Annotated in this window: 18 protein-coding genes; 12 read left to right on the forward strand and 6 right to left on the reverse strand. The window is 68.1% G+C overall.

Going from position 1 to position 15898, the window contains the following annotated elements:
* Positions 1-206 precede the first annotated feature (206 nt).
* Positions 207-902, forward strand: a complete 696-nt coding sequence (locus HOV91_RS01455) for a type 1 glutamine amidotransferase domain-containing protein (protein ID WP_174183578.1) — start codon at positions 207-209, stop codon at positions 900-902.
* Between the two features lie 126 nt (positions 903-1028).
* On the opposite strand, the gene HOV91_RS01460 is transcribed toward HOV91_RS01455, so the two are convergent.
* Complete coding sequence (locus HOV91_RS01460; protein ID WP_312884424.1) at positions 1029-2096, reverse strand: glycerophosphodiester phosphodiesterase family protein; 1068 nt, start codon at positions 2094-2096, stop codon at positions 1029-1031.
* 232 nt (positions 2097-2328) lie between these two features.
* Here HOV91_RS01460 and HOV91_RS01465 point away from each other — a divergent pair, with 232 nt between their 5' ends.
* Entirely contained in the window at positions 2329-3753 is a 1425-nt protein-coding gene (locus tag HOV91_RS01465; RefSeq protein WP_217439242.1) for a serine hydrolase domain-containing protein, read from the forward strand.
* Positions 3754-3788: 35 nt separating this feature from the next.
* Positions 3789-4508: a MerR family transcriptional regulator gene (locus HOV91_RS01470; RefSeq protein ID WP_174183580.1), complete on the forward strand. Its 720-nt coding sequence runs from the start codon at positions 3789-3791 to the stop codon at positions 4506-4508.
* 33 nt (positions 4509-4541) lie between these two features.
* Here HOV91_RS01470 and HOV91_RS01475 read toward each other — a convergent pair whose 3' ends face one another.
* The gene (locus HOV91_RS01475; RefSeq protein ID WP_246349675.1) at positions 4542-6311 is read right to left on the reverse strand and encodes a hypothetical protein; all 1770 of its coding nucleotides are present in this window, start codon (positions 6309-6311) and stop codon (positions 4542-4544) included.
* 278 nt (positions 6312-6589) lie between these two features.
* On the opposite strand from HOV91_RS01475, the gene HOV91_RS01480 reads away from it, so the two are divergent.
* Positions 6590-7312 carry a hypothetical protein gene (locus tag HOV91_RS01480; RefSeq protein WP_174183581.1) on the forward strand — a complete coding sequence of 241 codons (723 nt, stop codon included), beginning with the start codon at positions 6590-6592 and terminating at the stop codon, positions 7310-7312.
* Positions 7313-7368: 56 nt separating this feature from the next.
* On the opposite strand, the gene HOV91_RS01485 is transcribed toward HOV91_RS01480, so the two are convergent.
* Positions 7369-8286, reverse strand: coding sequence for an NADP-dependent oxidoreductase (locus tag HOV91_RS01485; protein WP_174183582.1), 918 nt, complete (start codon positions 8284-8286; stop codon positions 7369-7371).
* Between the two features lie 476 nt (positions 8287-8762).
* On the opposite strand from HOV91_RS01485, the gene HOV91_RS01490 reads away from it, so the two are divergent.
* From HOV91_RS01490 to HOV91_RS01500, 3 genes are all read left to right on the forward strand, one after another.
* Positions 8763-9407 (forward strand): dihydrofolate reductase family protein, encoded by a 645-nt coding sequence (locus tag HOV91_RS01490; RefSeq protein WP_174183583.1) that lies wholly within the window; start codon positions 8763-8765, stop codon positions 9405-9407.
* 123 nt (positions 9408-9530) lie between these two features.
* Positions 9531-10322: an acyl-CoA thioesterase domain-containing protein gene (locus HOV91_RS01495; protein WP_174183584.1), complete on the forward strand. Its 792-nt coding sequence runs from the start codon at positions 9531-9533 to the stop codon at positions 10320-10322.
* 115 nt (positions 10323-10437) lie between these two features.
* Positions 10438-10728 carry a hypothetical protein gene (locus tag HOV91_RS01500; RefSeq protein ID WP_217439243.1) on the forward strand — a complete coding sequence of 97 codons (291 nt, stop codon included), beginning with the start codon at positions 10438-10440 and terminating at the stop codon, positions 10726-10728.
* A 228-nt stretch (positions 10729-10956) separates the two neighbouring features.
* On the opposite strand, the gene HOV91_RS01505 is transcribed toward HOV91_RS01500, so the two are convergent.
* Positions 10957-11166, reverse strand: coding sequence for a hypothetical protein (locus tag HOV91_RS01505; protein WP_174183585.1), 210 nt, complete (start codon positions 11164-11166; stop codon positions 10957-10959).
* Between the two features lie 315 nt (positions 11167-11481).
* On the opposite strand from HOV91_RS01505, the gene HOV91_RS01510 reads away from it, so the two are divergent.
* The gene (locus tag HOV91_RS01510) at positions 11482-12153 is read left to right on the forward strand and encodes a DUF4328 domain-containing protein (RefSeq protein WP_174183586.1); all 672 of its coding nucleotides are present in this window, start codon (positions 11482-11484) and stop codon (positions 12151-12153) included.
* Between the two features lie 91 nt (positions 12154-12244).
* On the opposite strand, the gene HOV91_RS01515 is transcribed toward HOV91_RS01510, so the two are convergent.
* Entirely contained in the window at positions 12245-12412 is a 168-nt protein-coding gene (locus HOV91_RS01515) for a hypothetical protein (protein ID WP_174183587.1), read from the reverse strand.
* Positions 12413-12574: 162 nt separating this feature from the next.
* Here HOV91_RS01515 and HOV91_RS01520 point away from each other — a divergent pair, with 162 nt between their 5' ends.
* The 3 genes from HOV91_RS01520 to HOV91_RS01530 all read left to right on the forward strand — a co-directional run bounded on the left by HOV91_RS01520 (position 12575) and on the right by HOV91_RS01530 (position 14784).
* The gene (locus HOV91_RS01520; protein ID WP_174183588.1) at positions 12575-13528 is read left to right on the forward strand and encodes a DNA polymerase domain-containing protein; all 954 of its coding nucleotides are present in this window, start codon (positions 12575-12577) and stop codon (positions 13526-13528) included.
* 85 nt (positions 13529-13613) lie between these two features.
* The gene (locus HOV91_RS01525) at positions 13614-14315 is read left to right on the forward strand and encodes a helix-turn-helix transcriptional regulator (RefSeq protein WP_174183589.1); all 702 of its coding nucleotides are present in this window, start codon (positions 13614-13616) and stop codon (positions 14313-14315) included.
* A gap of 91 nt (positions 14316-14406) precedes the next feature.
* The gene (locus HOV91_RS01530; protein ID WP_174183590.1) at positions 14407-14784 is read left to right on the forward strand and encodes a VOC family protein; all 378 of its coding nucleotides are present in this window, start codon (positions 14407-14409) and stop codon (positions 14782-14784) included.
* Between the two features lie 156 nt (positions 14785-14940).
* Here HOV91_RS01530 and HOV91_RS01535 read toward each other — a convergent pair whose 3' ends face one another.
* Positions 14941-15141 carry a hypothetical protein gene (locus HOV91_RS01535; RefSeq protein ID WP_174183591.1) on the reverse strand — a complete coding sequence of 67 codons (201 nt, stop codon included), beginning with the start codon at positions 15139-15141 and terminating at the stop codon, positions 14941-14943.
* A 277-nt stretch (positions 15142-15418) separates the two neighbouring features.
* Here HOV91_RS01535 and HOV91_RS01540 point away from each other — a divergent pair, with 277 nt between their 5' ends.
* Positions 15419-15895: a MarR family transcriptional regulator gene (locus HOV91_RS01540; RefSeq protein WP_174183592.1), complete on the forward strand. Its 477-nt coding sequence runs from the start codon at positions 15419-15421 to the stop codon at positions 15893-15895.
* Positions 15896-15898: the final 3 nt, after the last annotated feature.

The following is a 15898-nucleotide window of genomic DNA, read 5'->3' on the forward strand; positions in this document are numbered from 1 at the left end:
TGTCACATCCACGTCTGGCAATCCATCGGCGATTCGATGTCCGAATCGCCGATCTCATCGGTATCCGATGGATCCGGAAGACTAGCGTCGATAGTGTCGCCGCCGCGGAATCCCGGCGTGCGGGTTCCGGCAGCACTCGACCGGCGCGACAGGACTCGATGACCGAACCCGGCTCCCCGGGTTCCGGACGACGGAGGCAACAGACGATGTCGAAGATCCTTTTCGTGATGACCGGAGCCGATCACTGGACTCTGGCCGACGGAAGCAAGCACCCGACCGGCTTCTGGGCGGAAGAATTCGTGGTGCCCTTCGAGAAATTGAAGGGCGCGGGCCACGAAATCGTGGTGGCCACCCCCGGTGGTGTCGTACCGAGTGTGGACGACAGCAGCCTCGCACCCGAGGCCAACGGCGGCCAGGAGACCGCCGACCATCGCGCGCAGGTGATCCGCACGAGCACCGAGCTGAACAACCCCGTCGACCTGGCGCAAGTGGATCTCGCCGACTACGCGGCGGTGTTCTACCCGGGCGGACACGGGCCGATGGAGGACCTGGCGGTCGACGCCGACTCCGGTCGGCTGCTCACCACCGCCCTTGCCTCGGGCAAGCCACTGGCGGTGGTGTGCCATGCGCCCGCGGCTCTGCTCGCCGCCACTGGAGCCGACGGAGCGAACAGCTTCGCGGGCTACACCCTGACCGGCTTCACCAACGCCGAAGAGAGCCAGGCGGGCCTCGCGGAGAAAGCCGAATGGTTGTTGCAGGATCGGCTCGTCGCCATCGGGGCCGACTTCCGCGAGGGTGATCCGTGGCATCCCAACGTGGTGGTGGACCGCAATCTGATCACCGGGCAGAACCCGGCGTCCTCGGCGGGTGTGGCGGACGAACTGCTGAAAACGCTCGCCTGACAACGACTTTCGCCGGGGCTGTCGTCATCCGCTGATGGTTCGGCGTGTGCTGGTCGACGGTGTCGCTTCGCTCGGCTGCCGAAGCCCTCGTGGCCGTGCGACCGGTGCAGCGGCGATTCGGCTGCTTCAGGGCCGGTGATATTGCCGCGGCAGCCGGTAGCCGCGGTCGGACAGCAGGGTGCGCAGCACGTCGGGCCGGTTGGTGATGAGGCCGTCCACGCCGATGTCGAGCAGGGCGGTCATGGTGGGACGATCGTCGACCGTCCAAGGCACCACGCGCATGCCGTGGCGGTGGGCGGCGCGAACGAGGTCGATCGTGGTGAACGGCTGATAGCCGGGGTCGGTGACGGCGCCGTTCTGCGGAGTGCCGTGCACCGGTGACACCGCGGCGGCACCGAGGGACGCCGCCGCCGCGACGTACTTCTCCTGCAGCGATCCCGGGAAGTCGTCGATATCCATCCCGCCAAGCCACGGCGAGCCGTCGGGTTCCCCGGCTCGCAACTTCGGCTGACCATCGGTCAAGGCGATGACCGGAAGATCGGGCGCCACCCGCCGAAAGAGCATCAGCGTGCCGAAGTCGAAGCTCTGAACGGTGACCTGCCGCTCGATTCCCGCCCGGCGGATCTCCGCCACCACGACGTCCACGAATTGCTCGCGCGGCGCGGTCTGTTCCGGGGCGCCCGCTTCGACTTTTGTTTCGACGTTCAGCATCACCTCATCGGCCTGATATGCGCGCACCAGGTCGAACACTTCCGCCAGCAACGGCATTCGCGCTCCCGGCGCCCTGCGCTGCTCGGGGTGATCGGCGGACGGCACCGAACCGCAGTCGATCGTGCGCACCTGTGCCAGGGTCAGATCCCGGATGTAGGTGGTCGCCGGTACATAGGGGAACTTCGGGTCGCCCGGAACGGGAGGTGCCGTGTCCACGCACTTCGCCGAGCTCGGATCTCGATCGTGGGTGACAACCGCGTATCCGTCGGCCGTGATCTGCACGTCCAGCTCCAGCGTGCGCACGCCGAGTTCCAACGCGTTCGCGAACGCGGGCAGCGTATTCTCCGCGACCAGCCCCAGCCCGCCCCGATGGGCTTGCAGATCGAACGCCGCCGGACCACCGGCCGACGCCGGACCCGCTCCGGCCGTCAGGACTCCGGCCGCAAGCCCCATCACCGCACCTGCTGCCCATAGTTTCCGCACGGTGTCATCCTTCCGCTGTACGGCCACTTCCGGGTGAAGACACGGTGAACGGGGCGGTCCGGCCGACTGCCGCACCGTCGCACCGTTCCTGAGTTGCCGCCTCCGGCGCGGACCCGACGATCATGCGGTGCACCGTCTCCATGGCGGGCGGTACCGCCAGGTACGGCCTGGTCGACCTTCTCCGGTCGCGGACTTGACCTTGCCCTAGGGGCAAGGTTCGACCATGGTCCGCATGAACGACAACGCGCTGCACACCATCGAAGCCCGGATCCGCGAGCAGGCCGCCGCCTATTGCGAATCCGAGCATGTCCCCGGGTTCGTCGCCGGTGTCCACCACGCCGGCGAGCAGGTCGTCGTCGCGCACGGCACGGCGAACGTCGCCACCGGCGCGCCGATGCTCGAGGACACCGGATTCCTCTTCGGCTCGGTGACCAAGGTCCTGACCACCACGCTGGTCCTCCAGCAGGTCGAGCGCGGATCGCTCGACCTCGACGCGCCGGTGGTTCGGTACCTGCCGGAATTCGCCCTGTCCGTGCCGGGCGCGGCGGAGAAGATCCTTGTCCGGCACCTGATCTCGCACACCAACGGCATCGATGCCGATCTGTTCTTCCCCGACGCCGCAGGCCGCGATGCCCTGAAGACCTATGTCGACGGGCTCGCCACGAGCGGCGGCGCACTGTTCGAACCCGGCGAGCAGCTCAGCTACTCCAACGGCGGCATGATCGTCGCGGGCCGCTTGCTGGAAGTCGTGACCGGCGTGCCCTTCCCCGCTCTGCTCGAGCGCGACATCTACGCCCCCGTCGGCATGCCGCACTCGAGCACCTCGGCCGAGCAGGCCATTCTCCGCAGCACCGCGATCGGGCACTTCCTGAACCCGGAGACCATGGCGGCCGAGCCCACCGGCATGTTCATGCTGCCCGACACCTGGGGACCTGCCGGGGGCACGCCGATCGGCACCATCGCAGACCTGCTCGCCTTCGGCCGGACCCACCTCGCCGGCGGCGTGTCCCCCTCCGGCGCACGTGTCCTCTCAGCCGAGTCGACCGCGCTGATGCAGCAGGTCTCCTATGACATGGCCACCCCGAACGTCCCGCCGATGGGCTTGGGCTGGGTGCGGTACCCGTTCGGCGACACGACGGTCCTGGCCATGTCGGGTGCCTCGCCCGGCGGCGTGTCCCTCCTGTGCGTCGTCCCCGAACACGACCTGGTCTTCGCCGCGTTCGGCAACACCCCGGGCGCCATCATGTTGCAGGACCAGATCCTGCGGAGTCTGCTGCGCGAGCACCTCGGCGTCCGCATCCCGCCGCTGGTGACCGGATCAGCGCAGGATGTCGACCTCACGCCGTATGTGGGCACTTATCGTTCCGACCAGCTGCGCGTCGAGGTGAGCGTCGTCGACGGCCAGCTCGAGGAGCGGATGACCTACGAACCGGCGGACGAATCGCAGGAGCGCATCTTCACCGCGTTCGCCGGTGGCGCGACCTCCGCCCCGCCACAGCGCTATGTGCCGATCGCGCCCGGCCTTTTCGCACCCGCCGGATACCCGCTCGAGACGTTCGACGGATACCTGCGACTGCTGCTGGTCTCCTACCACGACGTCCGAGACGGCCGGGCGCGCTTCCGCAACGGCGGCGGCCGCTTGACCCGACGGGCCTGACCGTCGACCCGACGGCCGAGTGGAAGGATGTCCCCATGATCACCATCGGCAAGCTCGCGGACTACGCCGGAGTGACCATCAAAGCCATCCGCCACTATCACGAGCGCGGTCTGCTCGCCGAGCCGGACCGCGACTCGTCCGGCTACCGGCGCTACAGCGCCCGAGACGCCGTCGACCTCGTCAAGATCAGGACGCTTGCCGATGCGGGCGTGCCGCTGGCCCGCATCAAAGAACTCCTCGACGCCGACCCGGAGGCGCTCACCGCGGCCATCGCCGAGATCGATCGCGAACTCCGGGACCGCGTCGCGCGGCTGCGGCGAACCCGCGAGCAACTCGCCCAGTTGCGCGGCGGCGACCGGCTTTTCGTCTCTCCGGAAGCCGCCGACTACCTCGACGATCTCCGCGAACTCGGCGTCAGCGAGCGCCACATCCGCCTGGAACGCGACGGCTGGATCCTCATGCAGACGGCCTCACCCGAGGACGCCGCCGTGTGGATCGCCGAAAAGCGCGAGCTGATGGCCGATCCGGAATTCCGTGCCCTCTACCTCGAACACGACACCGCCTACGACTGGTCACCGGACGATCCTCGTCTTCCCGCTCTCGCCGACCGAACGCGGACTTGGTTCGCCGGTCACCACAGCCGATCCGAGACCCGCCCCGTCGCCGACCCGGCCATGGCCCGGCTGGCCGCGCAGTCCCAGCCCGGGGCCTCGTCCCCGGCGTGGGACCGCCTCGCTCGGCTCATGAGACCGTGATCGATCTGCCCGGGGGGAGCGGTGGCCGCCGGGTCAGGGGCGGTCGACGCGTTCGAGGGCGAAGCGGGCCAGATTGGTGGAGATGATTTCCGGTTGCCCGCCGGATTGCCTCGCCGCGGCGGTGAGCACGTCGAGGTGGTGGTATCCGGGTGCGGTGACGGTCTCGCCGTGACCACGCCACCCTGTCGCGAGGACGACTCCGGCGCCGCCGATCAGGTTGATGGTCGGATTCGCGAGTATGCCGCCGGGATGAGTGCGGTGACGCGTGATCTCGGGCGCCTGCGACTGGAAGACGTCCAGCGAGAGTTTCGTCGGGAAGTACCACTCGGTGAAGTCCAGCGGTTGCGCTGCCAGGCTGCGCGAGAGGTCGGCGATATCGGTGACCTCATGTGTCGCGTCGGTGAACGGTGCGCCGTGCCGGTCCGAAGCGGCCGCTGCTGTCTCGTCGTAGTCGCGCCAGGTATAGAGCGGGCCGTTGGGCTGATCCGGGATCGCTTTGCGATCCGGACCGAACAGCATGCCGGTGAGCCCGCGCAACGCCGGAACCGCGGCGACATCGCCGGGAACCGGGAAGTCCTTGTCCGCTACCGTCCCGCCGTCGAAGAATCCGAATCCGGCTTGCAGCAACGCCAGCGGCTGGGAGTTGGCGTCGAGGAACGCCCCGAGCGCAGCCGCGTTGGTGACCCGGAAATCACGCACCGACGGCGAGCCGGTCGCGGCGGCAGCCACGTTCCGCGACATCAAGACCCGGTAGGTGGCCTCCTGGTTGAGACTGCCGGGCACATACCGCGCCAGGTCGGATTCGGCGTCGGGCGCGAGATAGGCGGCCAGCCCGGCGATCCCGAGCAGGTTCATCGTCTCCGGGTTGATCACCGCGGGCAATGCCAGCACGCGTGGCAGCACACCGGCGTCGAGCGCGGCCGCGGCGCCCGCCGAGCCGATGCCGCCGACGGACAGGTCGAGCATGTCGGGGATGCCGTTGAGCGCGGACAGCGAGGTGTCGATCGAGGAGTCGAGGGCGAAATAGCCTGCGCACTGATCGGCGCCCGCGGCGCCGCCGAAGTCCCACTCGGCGAAGAATCCGGTGATCACGCCGCCCAGGGAATGACCGCCGCACAGCACCTTTCGCTTGCGCACCTGCGGGTCCGGCAGTTCGGCGGTGAGCAGATCGTATTGGTCCTGAACCGTTTGCGCGACACCGATATGGCCGAGCCAGCCCAGCTGGTCGTTGGGCACCACGCCGCCGAAACGGCGGCCGCCGATCTCCGCGCCGCGATAGTAGTAGTCGACGGCGAGGTGCACGTCGTTCGCCGCCAAACCCGCCTGCCTGCCGAAATCGTCCTCCAGGCAGTTGGAGCGGCGGTCCAGCGCCCAGAACTCGAGGTGCCTGCCCTGCCTCGCCGCCGCGGCGACGGTATTGCGAGCGACACTGTCGAACGCGCCCGCCCCTTCGAAGATCCCCGGCTGCGCCACCAGAACGGCGTCGGCGTCCGCCGAGCGCGCCGGGCCCGCGGCGTCCCGGTAGCGCAGATACGACAGCCGGTCGCAGGCAGCTGGATGCGGCCCGGCCGCGGCCGAGAGTGGAATACGCACACTCACCACCGATTCCACCACCGACGTGATCGGCGAGGAAGAGACCACGACGGACTCGGTACGCTCCAGGCCGTTCGGTTGCGCTGTCGCGCTCGGCGCGGCGGCCGCGACGACCAGAGCGATGGTCAGCGTGCCGGATCTCAGGAACCGGAGAACACCCGCACGATGTCTACCGAACCGGCCATGGTTCGCCAACGATTGTGTCGACATCGACGACCTCTCGTCACGACAGCGGAGCAGTTGTGTCGCCGAGACTTCCGCACCGGCGCGATGAAACCTAAGGCGGCTCTGACCACCTGTCAACGTCAGCCCACGTGCTTACGAAACCTCCCAAAATCGGCCGACCCGGGTTGTGGAGTCTCCGCGGGATTGTCGGTGGCGCGGGTGACGACGCCGAGGGCGTGGATCCGACTCGCTGCTCAGCGCGGAAGATCACCAGCATGCGAGTGACGCGATTCCCAATCCCCGGACCGATCGTGCGGGGCCGCTTGAATACCAACACGGTGGCGCGACTCGAGGGAGTCGAGTCGTTCTCGGAACTGCTCGCCGTTCTCGACGAACTACGCGTCGCGCATGGTCCCGCGCGGCTGCTGTGCACGCTAGATGACGTCGACCAGTGTCTCTACACCAGCATGCACGCCGCCGAGGACGACCGGCTCTGGTTCGAGGAGGTCGAGGACGACAAGCAGGATCCGGTCGCGAGGCACCGCATCGACAACGCGCGGACCGCCTACATCGCCGCGGCACTCGAGGATCACGCGCACCGCATCCGGTGGGATGCGCTGGCAGCAACGCGAACCGGGGGCGCGGCGCAGGTGGCGGCGCTGGTGGAGGTGAATCGAACCCCGGACCGTGCGCTCGATGACGTGGTGCTGGTCCAGCGCGTGCCTGTCGCCGCTGACGACCTCACGATCGCCGGGATTCCGAACGGTTACTTCACCGGCGATTGGGACGTATTCCAGAACCACGCCGTCGTGCGGCGGATGGCGGCGCACGGCTACCGCCACTTCGGGATCGGTGCGGCACTGCTCGCCTTCGACCGCCCGGCCGCCCCGACCATGGAAGAGGCGCGCGCTGTCGTCACCGACCTCGTGCACCTCTACGGAGCCGGGGAAGCCACCGGATGGCCGGAACTCGCCTCACTGATCTCGCGGCAGCGGCTGCTCGTCCTCGGCTACACGGAAGGCTTCACCGATGCGCTCGACGGCTAGCCGCGAGTCACCCCGGCCGGACTGGGCGATCCGAGCCCGGCGAGACGGTGAACCGGTCAGGGCTGGAGCACGAAGCGGCCGCGCACCCCGCCCTTCGCCACTGCCCGATGGGCGTCGGCGGCCTGGTCCAGCGGTAGCACCGCGTGCACTCGGGCGGGCAGCTCGCCGGACGCGGTGCGGCCGAGCAACTCGGCCAGTCGCGGGCCGTCCGGGCGGACGGCCACGGCGTGCACGGCGATCCCGCGCTCCGCGGCCGGTTCCGCGTTCGGCCGGACGCCGACGAACGTCCCGCCGTCGCGGACCAGCGCGAGCCCCCGATCCTGGAGCGCGGCAGCGTCGGCGACCGCGTCCCAGCCCGGCTCGAGGTGCGTGGTGAAGCCCGCGCCGAGACCGCGGACGAACTGCTCGTCCTCGGATCTGGCCAGACCGGTCACCTGCCAGCCGCGGCCGGGCGCGAGCGCGGCGAGGTATCCGCCGACCGCGCCGGCCACCCCGGTCACCAGCAAACGATTGCCGTCGCTGGGCGCGTCGCCGAGCAGATCCAGGATCTGAGCCGCGGTCAGGCCATTGAGCGGCACCGTCGACGCCGGGATCAGATCCAGGTTGTCGGGCACGACGGCGAGATCGGCGGCCGCCACGACGAGTTGTTCGGCATACGTGCCGAAGTCACGGTCGAAGCCGGTCACCAGCCCGGCGACCCGGGCGCCGACTGCCACGTCGACGCCGGGACCGGTGGCGACGACGACGCCGGCGAAGTCCCAGCCCAAGCCCGTGCGGTCGGGCTGATCGATCAACCCCATGCCATGGAAGACGCCGCCGGCGACCGCGAGGTCGACGGGATTGACCGGGGCGGCGGCGATCTCGACCCGGACCTCACCCGGCCCCGGCTCGACGACGGGAACCTCGGCGATCTCGATCGAGTCGGGGCCGCCCGGGGTACGGACGAAGGCGGTGCGGAAGGTGGACTTGCTCATGGTGGGGTCTCCTCGCTGCTGATGTTCGGTCGTTGTCCCTGATAACTATCGGGGGGTAACTTCCCAGCGGGAAGTACGCACCTCCAAGTGCGTTGGTCACCCCTCGGGTAGGAGCGCTCCGTTATGGGCGAGGTTATGGACACGGCGCTGGGCGAGGGGTACGACAGCTGGGTCGGCGCTGAACGCTGGAAGGCTGGCGCGGCGAGGTGAGAGGTTCCAGCACTGCGGCCCCGGTGCAGGGCCGGAGCCGCAGTGACTGTGAAACGTTCCCCGACCGTGAAGTCGAGGTTGGGCCGACGTTACTCCTGCTCCCCCGGAGTGAGGTTGAAGACGGCCCTGGTGTCGCGACCTTCGATCGTTGCTCGAACGGTACGAGCACTCTTCGTTCGCGGCCTGGAGTTGCCAACCGATTGCATCGTGAGATCAGTCCAGGTAGGTTTCTAACTGATTGCAGATTGCAACCAGAAAGGGTTTCGATGCCACAGTTGGTCCGCGTTCAGAACTTCACTGTGTCCAGCGATGGATACGGCGCCGGGGAGGGGCAAAGCCTCGACCGCCCATTTGGTCACGCCGATCCGAGTGCGCTTTTCTTCTGGGCGGGCGCCACCGCGCACTGGCCCACCCGGACCGAACCCGGGGGCACCTACGGCCTCGACGACTATTGCACTCGCGACTTCACCAACAACATCGGCGCCGAGATCATGGGCCGGAACAAATTCGGCCCGCAGCGTGGACCGTGGGAGAACTACGACTGGCAGGGATGGTGGGGCGACGAACCGCCGTTCCATACCCCGGTGTTCGTCCTCACGCATTACGAGCGGCCCTCGATCACGCTGGGAGACACCACGTTCCATTTCGTCGATGCGTCCGCGAAGGACGCGTTGGCGCAGGCGTTCGAGGCCGCCGAGGGCAAGGACGTGCGGATCGGCGGCGGTGTCACCACGGTCCGGGAGTTCCTCGCGGCCGATCTGATCGACACGCTGCACATCGCCGTCGCGCCGGCTGAACTCGGTCGCGGGGAAAGGCTGTGGACGAGCCCCGACGAGCTCGTCGACCGTTTCCATCTGGAGCGGATACCGAGCCCGAGTGGGGTGGTCCATCACTTCTTCTGGCGGAAATGATCTTCACCGGCAAACCCGAACTGTGAACGACTTGTGAGGCGCCCCAACGGCATTGGTCACCGCGCCGCACCGGCTTAGGCGGCGTGCGGCTAGCATGAGAATATCATTCTCGGAGGTGGTTCTGTGGTTGGCTTCTTCACTCGTCACGGCGACGTCGTGGTCGCCGATCGGATCGCACGAAGTGTGTGGAACAGCGACCATCTCGGCGGTCCGCCGGTGTCCGGGCTGCTGGCGCGGGAACTGGAGACGTGCTGTCCGGACGGATTCGTGCCCGCCCGGTTGACCGTGGATCTGTTCCGGCCGGTACTGGACCGGCCGATCACGGTCCGCGGCGAGCGGGTGCGCCGGGGCAGGCGAATCACCGTGGCCGATGCCGCGATCGTGCAGAACGATCGGGTGCGCGCCCGTGCCACCGCCCTGTTCCTGAGCCCCGGCACCCCACCGCCGGGACAGGTGTGGAGCGCGGGTGACGAGCTGCCTGCGCCGCCGGAGGGCGCCATGGCCGTCGGTGACATGCCGCTGTTCCGCAGCGGCGACAGCGAATGGAACCGCGACGGCGCCGACCATCAGAACGACGACCGCAAGATCTGCTGGGTGGCGATGGTGCTGCCGCTGGTGGCCGGCGAGCCGTTGACCCCGTTCCAGCACGCCGCCATGGTCGCCGACTTCACCAACCAGGTGTGCCACTGGGGTTCTCGCGGCGTCGGCTACATCAACGCCGACGTGACGATGACCCTGTCGCGCCCGCCTGTCGACTGCGAACTCGGCCTGCGCGCCGAGGACGCCGTGCCTGCCGAGGGCATCTCGATCGGCACCGCCACCCTCTACGACCGTCTCGGAACGCTCGGCACCTGCGTGGTCACCGCCCTGTCCAACGGCGACCACCCGGTCGATATGACGGCTCCTACACGGTGACCTCGCACCGGACGCATACCTGCGGGCGAGGCGTGGTTGCGCCGGACCGGGCGAACGCCGCGTCGCGCAACGGAATTCGACTGCGATAGAAGGAATCTCGCGATAGCATCGCGAAATGCGTATGAGATCCCGCGCCTTGGCGGTGGCGGCACTTGCCTGCGTCGCTGTCGCCACTGCCGGGTGTGAGTCTGCTCCGCCCGACGACGAGATGTACTACAAGACTTTCACCGACGGTCACGGACGGGCCTGTACCGTCGTCTACACCGTTCAAGCCCGCCACGGCGGCGACAACGACACCGAAGCCCGCGACATCGACGTGACGCAGGTCGACTGCGAGTACCCGCCGACCGGTCGGCAGGCCGGACCCGACAAGACATCGAAACTGGATGCCGAACCGGGCAAATGATCGGTGTCGAGCCGGAGCCGCTGAACCCAGGCGCGCGACCCGGGCGGCGCCGTAACGGCTTGGTCAGCCGACGGTCCGGATAAGCACAGCATTATTTCGAAGCCGCCTGGTTCGCACCTTCACCTCGTCAGTTCATCGACGCTGCCGATATGGTTGCAGCACATAGCACTCATCGATCTTCGTAGTTGCGCGTACGCCTGCTGGGAAGGTGTTCGACAGCGCGGGATGTCAGAGGGCGACGATGAATCCCTCGTAGAGACCACCACGACAGATGAGTCCGTCGAGGACGCCTCCGCCGTCGACGCACATCTGCGAGGTGATCGGGGTGTGGTCACCTTCCCAGGGCTGCGACTCGTCCGCCGAAGCGACCCCGGCTCCGACAAAGGTTGACACGGCGACGGCGAAACCGCCCAACACCAGCTTGGTCGTCCTGGTCATCACAACCCCCACAGTCGAATACTCGGTGCGCCGAGCAAGTTAGCATTCGAACGATTCGGCGGGCAACGGCCGACACGCCAATGGCGGGTGGCCGCCGCGCGAACTCCGGCGCGATCGGCATGGAATGTCTCTGCCGTATTGCGGTGATCGTGTGTCGGCTGTCCTGGGTGAAGATGGTGAAAGTCAGCGCCCGGTTATGCCGGTGCCCCTCGGTGAACGGACGGGCGGGCATCAATACTTCTGCCCCGCAGCGAATCTCGTGCGCCCCCGCCCGGCGGTGAACTACGGTGTGAACGAACGGAAAAGGGGCGGGATATGCAATTGCAATCCGGGCGTTTCCGAGCTGTCCAAGGGCTCGGGTGGGCTTTCGTTTTCGTGGCCGCGCTGGTGGTCCTCATGCAGTGGACGGCTGTCGTCCTGCGGTGGATCGGTTACCGGACGGTGGCGGCGCGGTTCGACGGTGCGATCGACCAGGCCGATTACCAGTCGGCCCGCGACACGCTGCTCCCGATCGAGGCGGCGCTGTGGCTGTTCTCCTTCCCGGCGATGCTGGTGGCCTGGGTGCTCCTGATCACCTGGCTGTGGCGGGCCCGGGCGAACGCCGACGGTTTCTCCGCGCAGACGCACCGGCTGGCGCGACCGTGGGCGATCTGGTCCTGGGTGGTGCCTGTCGTATCGCTGTGGTTTCCTGCGGTGTTCGTCGGTGACGTGGACCGGGCTTCGGCGGCACGGAGTCGAAACCTCGCGTTGATCGTGGTCTGGTGGTCCGCGTGGATCCTGGCCTGGGTGGTGTTCTGGGCGAGCTCGCTGAAGCTGCCCGACGACGACGCCACCATCCAGTCGATGACGGACTCCGACATCGACTCCCTGTTCCTCTACAGCGCGCTGCGCACGGGGGCCACCGTCTTGTTCACCGTGGCCGCCGGTTGCCTGACGGCCACAGTGCTCCGGATCGGCCGGGCGCAGTCCGCGTGGGCGACGCGCTGACCCGAGGACCGGTGCAAGGCACCACCCGCGTTGCCGCCGCACGAACATCCACAGGATGGCCGCGCGGTCCCGACTCCTCGCGCGACGAGGCTTACGCGGCCTGCGGGGTGCGCCCGGGGTCGCCGGGTGGCTCCTGCTGTTGGGTCAGGTGCGCCGCGCATCGATGTACCGGACCGGGCGAGATGAACGCGGGGTCCAGTCGTTGCGCGAAGCTGAGGTTGTCACGGCGCCAGCAATCGGTGCACACCGGCTCGTCCATGGGGTCCTCCTCAGGTCTCACGGTGCGAGGCCTGAGGCTTGAATTCCCTTTCGCGTCCGAGTTTGAACACCCATATCTGTCCGTTTCCGAAAGCCGCCGGATCGTTACCGCGCGGCGCGGTGGCGGGTTGACCTGGATGGCGCGGGCGGGCATGGTGGCCCGGTGGGCCAGGAAGAGGTTCGTCACGGTGTGGCGCTGTCCAATCTCGATCAGCCGCTGTTCGAGGGAGCTGAGGCGAGCAAGCGGGATCTGGTGGACTATCTCGAGGCGGTAGGGGAGCGGCTGGTGCGGGTGCTGCGTGACCGGCCGCTGTCGGTGGTGCGTGTTCGGCCGGGACAAGACCCTTTCATGCAGAAGAATCTGCCCAAGTACACGCCGGAGTGGGTTCGGCGGGTGACGGTGTGGGCGGAGAGTTCGCGGCGCGAGATTTCCTATGCGCTCTGTGATGACCTGCGGACGCTGATCTGGTTCGGTAATCAGCGGGCGGTCGAGTATCACCCGACCTTGTTCCTCGCGGATTCCGCACCGGAACCCACACATCTCGTGCTCGATCTCGATCCGTCACCGGGCCAGACCTTCGCCGACGCGGTGGCCGGTGCGCGGCTGATCCGGGATGCGCTGGCCGCCGACGGGTTGGCGGGCGCAGTGAAGACGAGCGGGTCCAAAGGGCTGCATATCTTCGTACCGGTGGCGGGGGGTATCGGTGTCGAGGACGCCGCCGCGGCCACGCGGGCGGTCGCGGCCCGTGCGGAACGCCTCGATCCCTCCGTCGGCACGACCGCCTTCATTCGCGAAGACCGCCACGGCAGGGTCTTCCTCGATGCGACCCGCGCCGGCGGTGCCACCGTGGCCGCGGCCTACAGCCCGCGTATCCGGCCGGGCGTCACCGTGTCCTTCCCGCTGCGCTGGTCGGACCTCGATGACGTGACACCGGCCGATTTCACGCTGCGGACCGTGCCCGGGCTGATCGGCGACGACGACCCCTGGAAGACGGAAATGCCCGCCCCGCAAAATCTTCCCCAGGACCTGGTCGAGGAGGGCCACACGATTCCGGTGGCCCGGGTGCAAGCCATGCACGAAGGCAAGCGACGCGCGAGAGCCCGGCGGGGTGAATAACACGCTCCGAGCGAATCCTGGCATCGGATTCCGTGGAGCTGAGAAGTGAGCGGGATGTGTCGGTGTGCGGCGCTACGGTGACCGCGTGAACCGGACCGATCGGCTGTACGCGATAGTCGAAGAGCTGCGGGCGATCTCGCCGCGATTGCGCAGCGCCCGCGAGTTGGCCGAGCGGTACGAGGTGAGCGTCCGGACGATCGAACGGGATATCTGCGCGCTGCAGCAGGCCGGTATTCCGATTTACGCCGATGTCGGCAGGCGCGGCGGGTACGCGCTGGACAAAAGCATGTCCTTGCCGCCGCTGAATCTCACACCTGCCGAGACCGTCGCGCTGGCGGTCGCGCTGGCCCGCCATCGTGGTGGCCCGTTCGAGCGGGCGGGCCACAGCGCACTGCGCAAGATCGTGGCGGTGCTGCCGGAACGCGACGCGGTCGCCGCACGCGATCTCGCCGGGCGGATCCGATTGCTGTCCGGCGACGACGCACAGGCCGACCGCGAGATCCCGGCGGTGATCGAACGAGCCATCGAAATCGGCAGAGTGCTGCGGATCGGCTACCTCGACCGGTTCGGCGCGCATACCGAACGCGAAGTCGAGCCGTTCGCGTTGGTGCACGGGGTCAACGGCTGGTACCTGGCGGCTCGGTGCAGGCTGCGCGACAGCCCGCGCTGTTTCCGTCTGGACCGGATCACGTCGGCGGCGACGACCGAACTGTCCGCGCCGCACCGCCCGTTCGACGGGTCGGCCTGGGACATTCCGGATACCGGGCTTCGGGTCGTCGCGCTGTAGAGCTGATTCGGAAACACCGACAGGGGGTTGTCGCCGGGGCGGGAGATCGTGGTTCGGCAAGACCACGACCCCGAGATTCCGGAGATGATCAATGAGCACTCCTCCGTACAACACGGTGACCTGGTTCCAGGTCGGCAGTGACAAGCCCGAGCAGATCAAGGAGTTCTACGGCGAGCTGTTCGGCTGGTCCTTCAGCCCGTACCCGAGCGACGACGGGTACGAACTGATCCACTACTCCGGCAGCGAGGTACCGAGCGGTGGCGTCGCGCACACCCCGGACAGCGCGGCCAATCACGCGACCTTCATGGTGGTCGTCGAAGATGTCGCTGCCACCGTGGCGGCAGCGAAGGCCCTGGGCGCCGAAGTGCTGACCGCGCCTGTCACCAGCGCGGACGGACTGATATCAGCCGATTTGCTGGACACCTCCGGCAATCATTTCGGCGTGTTCAGTCCCGCGCCCACGGCGTGATCGAACGGTGAACTCGACTCCCGGCGCATCACCCGACGATGCGCCGGGAGGAGATTCGCCAGGTTTGCGCGCCCACCGCCGGTTTCTGGGCGCCGGGTTGGGCCTTCTCTCGTCGAGGCCGAGTCTGTGCCTGCCGACCGGTTCGAGGCGCGAACGTCAGGCGAGGCAGATCAAGAACGCGTTGACGTTCACGGCGGGCGGGAGGATCAAGGGCAAGCACGGTGGGGCCGAGAATCCGGCCATGGCTTCCTGCCGCGGCTCCATGGCCGCCGGTTCGGCCGAGGCGGTACCCGACCCGATGGCGATGCCGGAGGCGATCGCCAGGGCTGATGCCGTCGCACGCACCTTCTCGTTCATGACGCACCTCGCTGTCGTGAGTGCCGGGCGCCCCCCTTCCGGCGGATTCGGTTGCCGGCGGATGCGGGCCGCCGAATCGGGGACTCGGCAGCGGGCGGGATTCGCATCCGCCTCCTTCCATTACCTCGCTACGCGGAGTCGTCCGCAAGCGCCCGAACTCGCGCGCGGACCACGTTCGACGCGCTCACCGCGCGAGTCCCACCGCATTCCCCATACCGCGGTTATTCTCGCTCTCGGAGTATCTCGAACATAGAGAGATCTGATGGAGGGAGACGCGATGGCGGCATCGAGCGGGCGGGACGAGACCTTGGGCGCCCTACGCGAGGAATTGCGGAAGCAGGCCACTCAGACGGTGGTGTTCCATTCGGCGGTCGCGGCGCGGCTCGGCATCACGGTCACCGACCTCAGTGCGCTGAACCTGCTCAGCATGCTGGGTCCGCTCACCCCGGGGCAGTTGGCCGACCGGCTGGGCATCACCCGCGGCGGCGCGATCACCACGGTGGTCGACCGATTGGAACGGGCGGGATATGTGCGGCGCAGCCGGGACGCGGAAGACCGGCGGCGGGTGCGGGTCGAACTCGTCGCGGTCCGGGCCGAGGTGGCGGTGGCTCCGCTGTACGGGGAACTCGCCGCCCTCGACGAAGGGCTGCCGGACGACGACGCGACATTGCGGACGCTGCTCGGCTTCGTGCGAGACGTGAACGCCGCGCTCGAGCGGGCGACGAGCCGGATCTCCGAGGCGCGCGCCGTCTGACCT

Source organism: Nocardia barduliensis, from assembly GCF_013315795.1.
Lineage (GTDB): Bacteria > Actinomycetota > Actinomycetes > Mycobacteriales > Mycobacteriaceae > Nocardia > Nocardia barduliensis.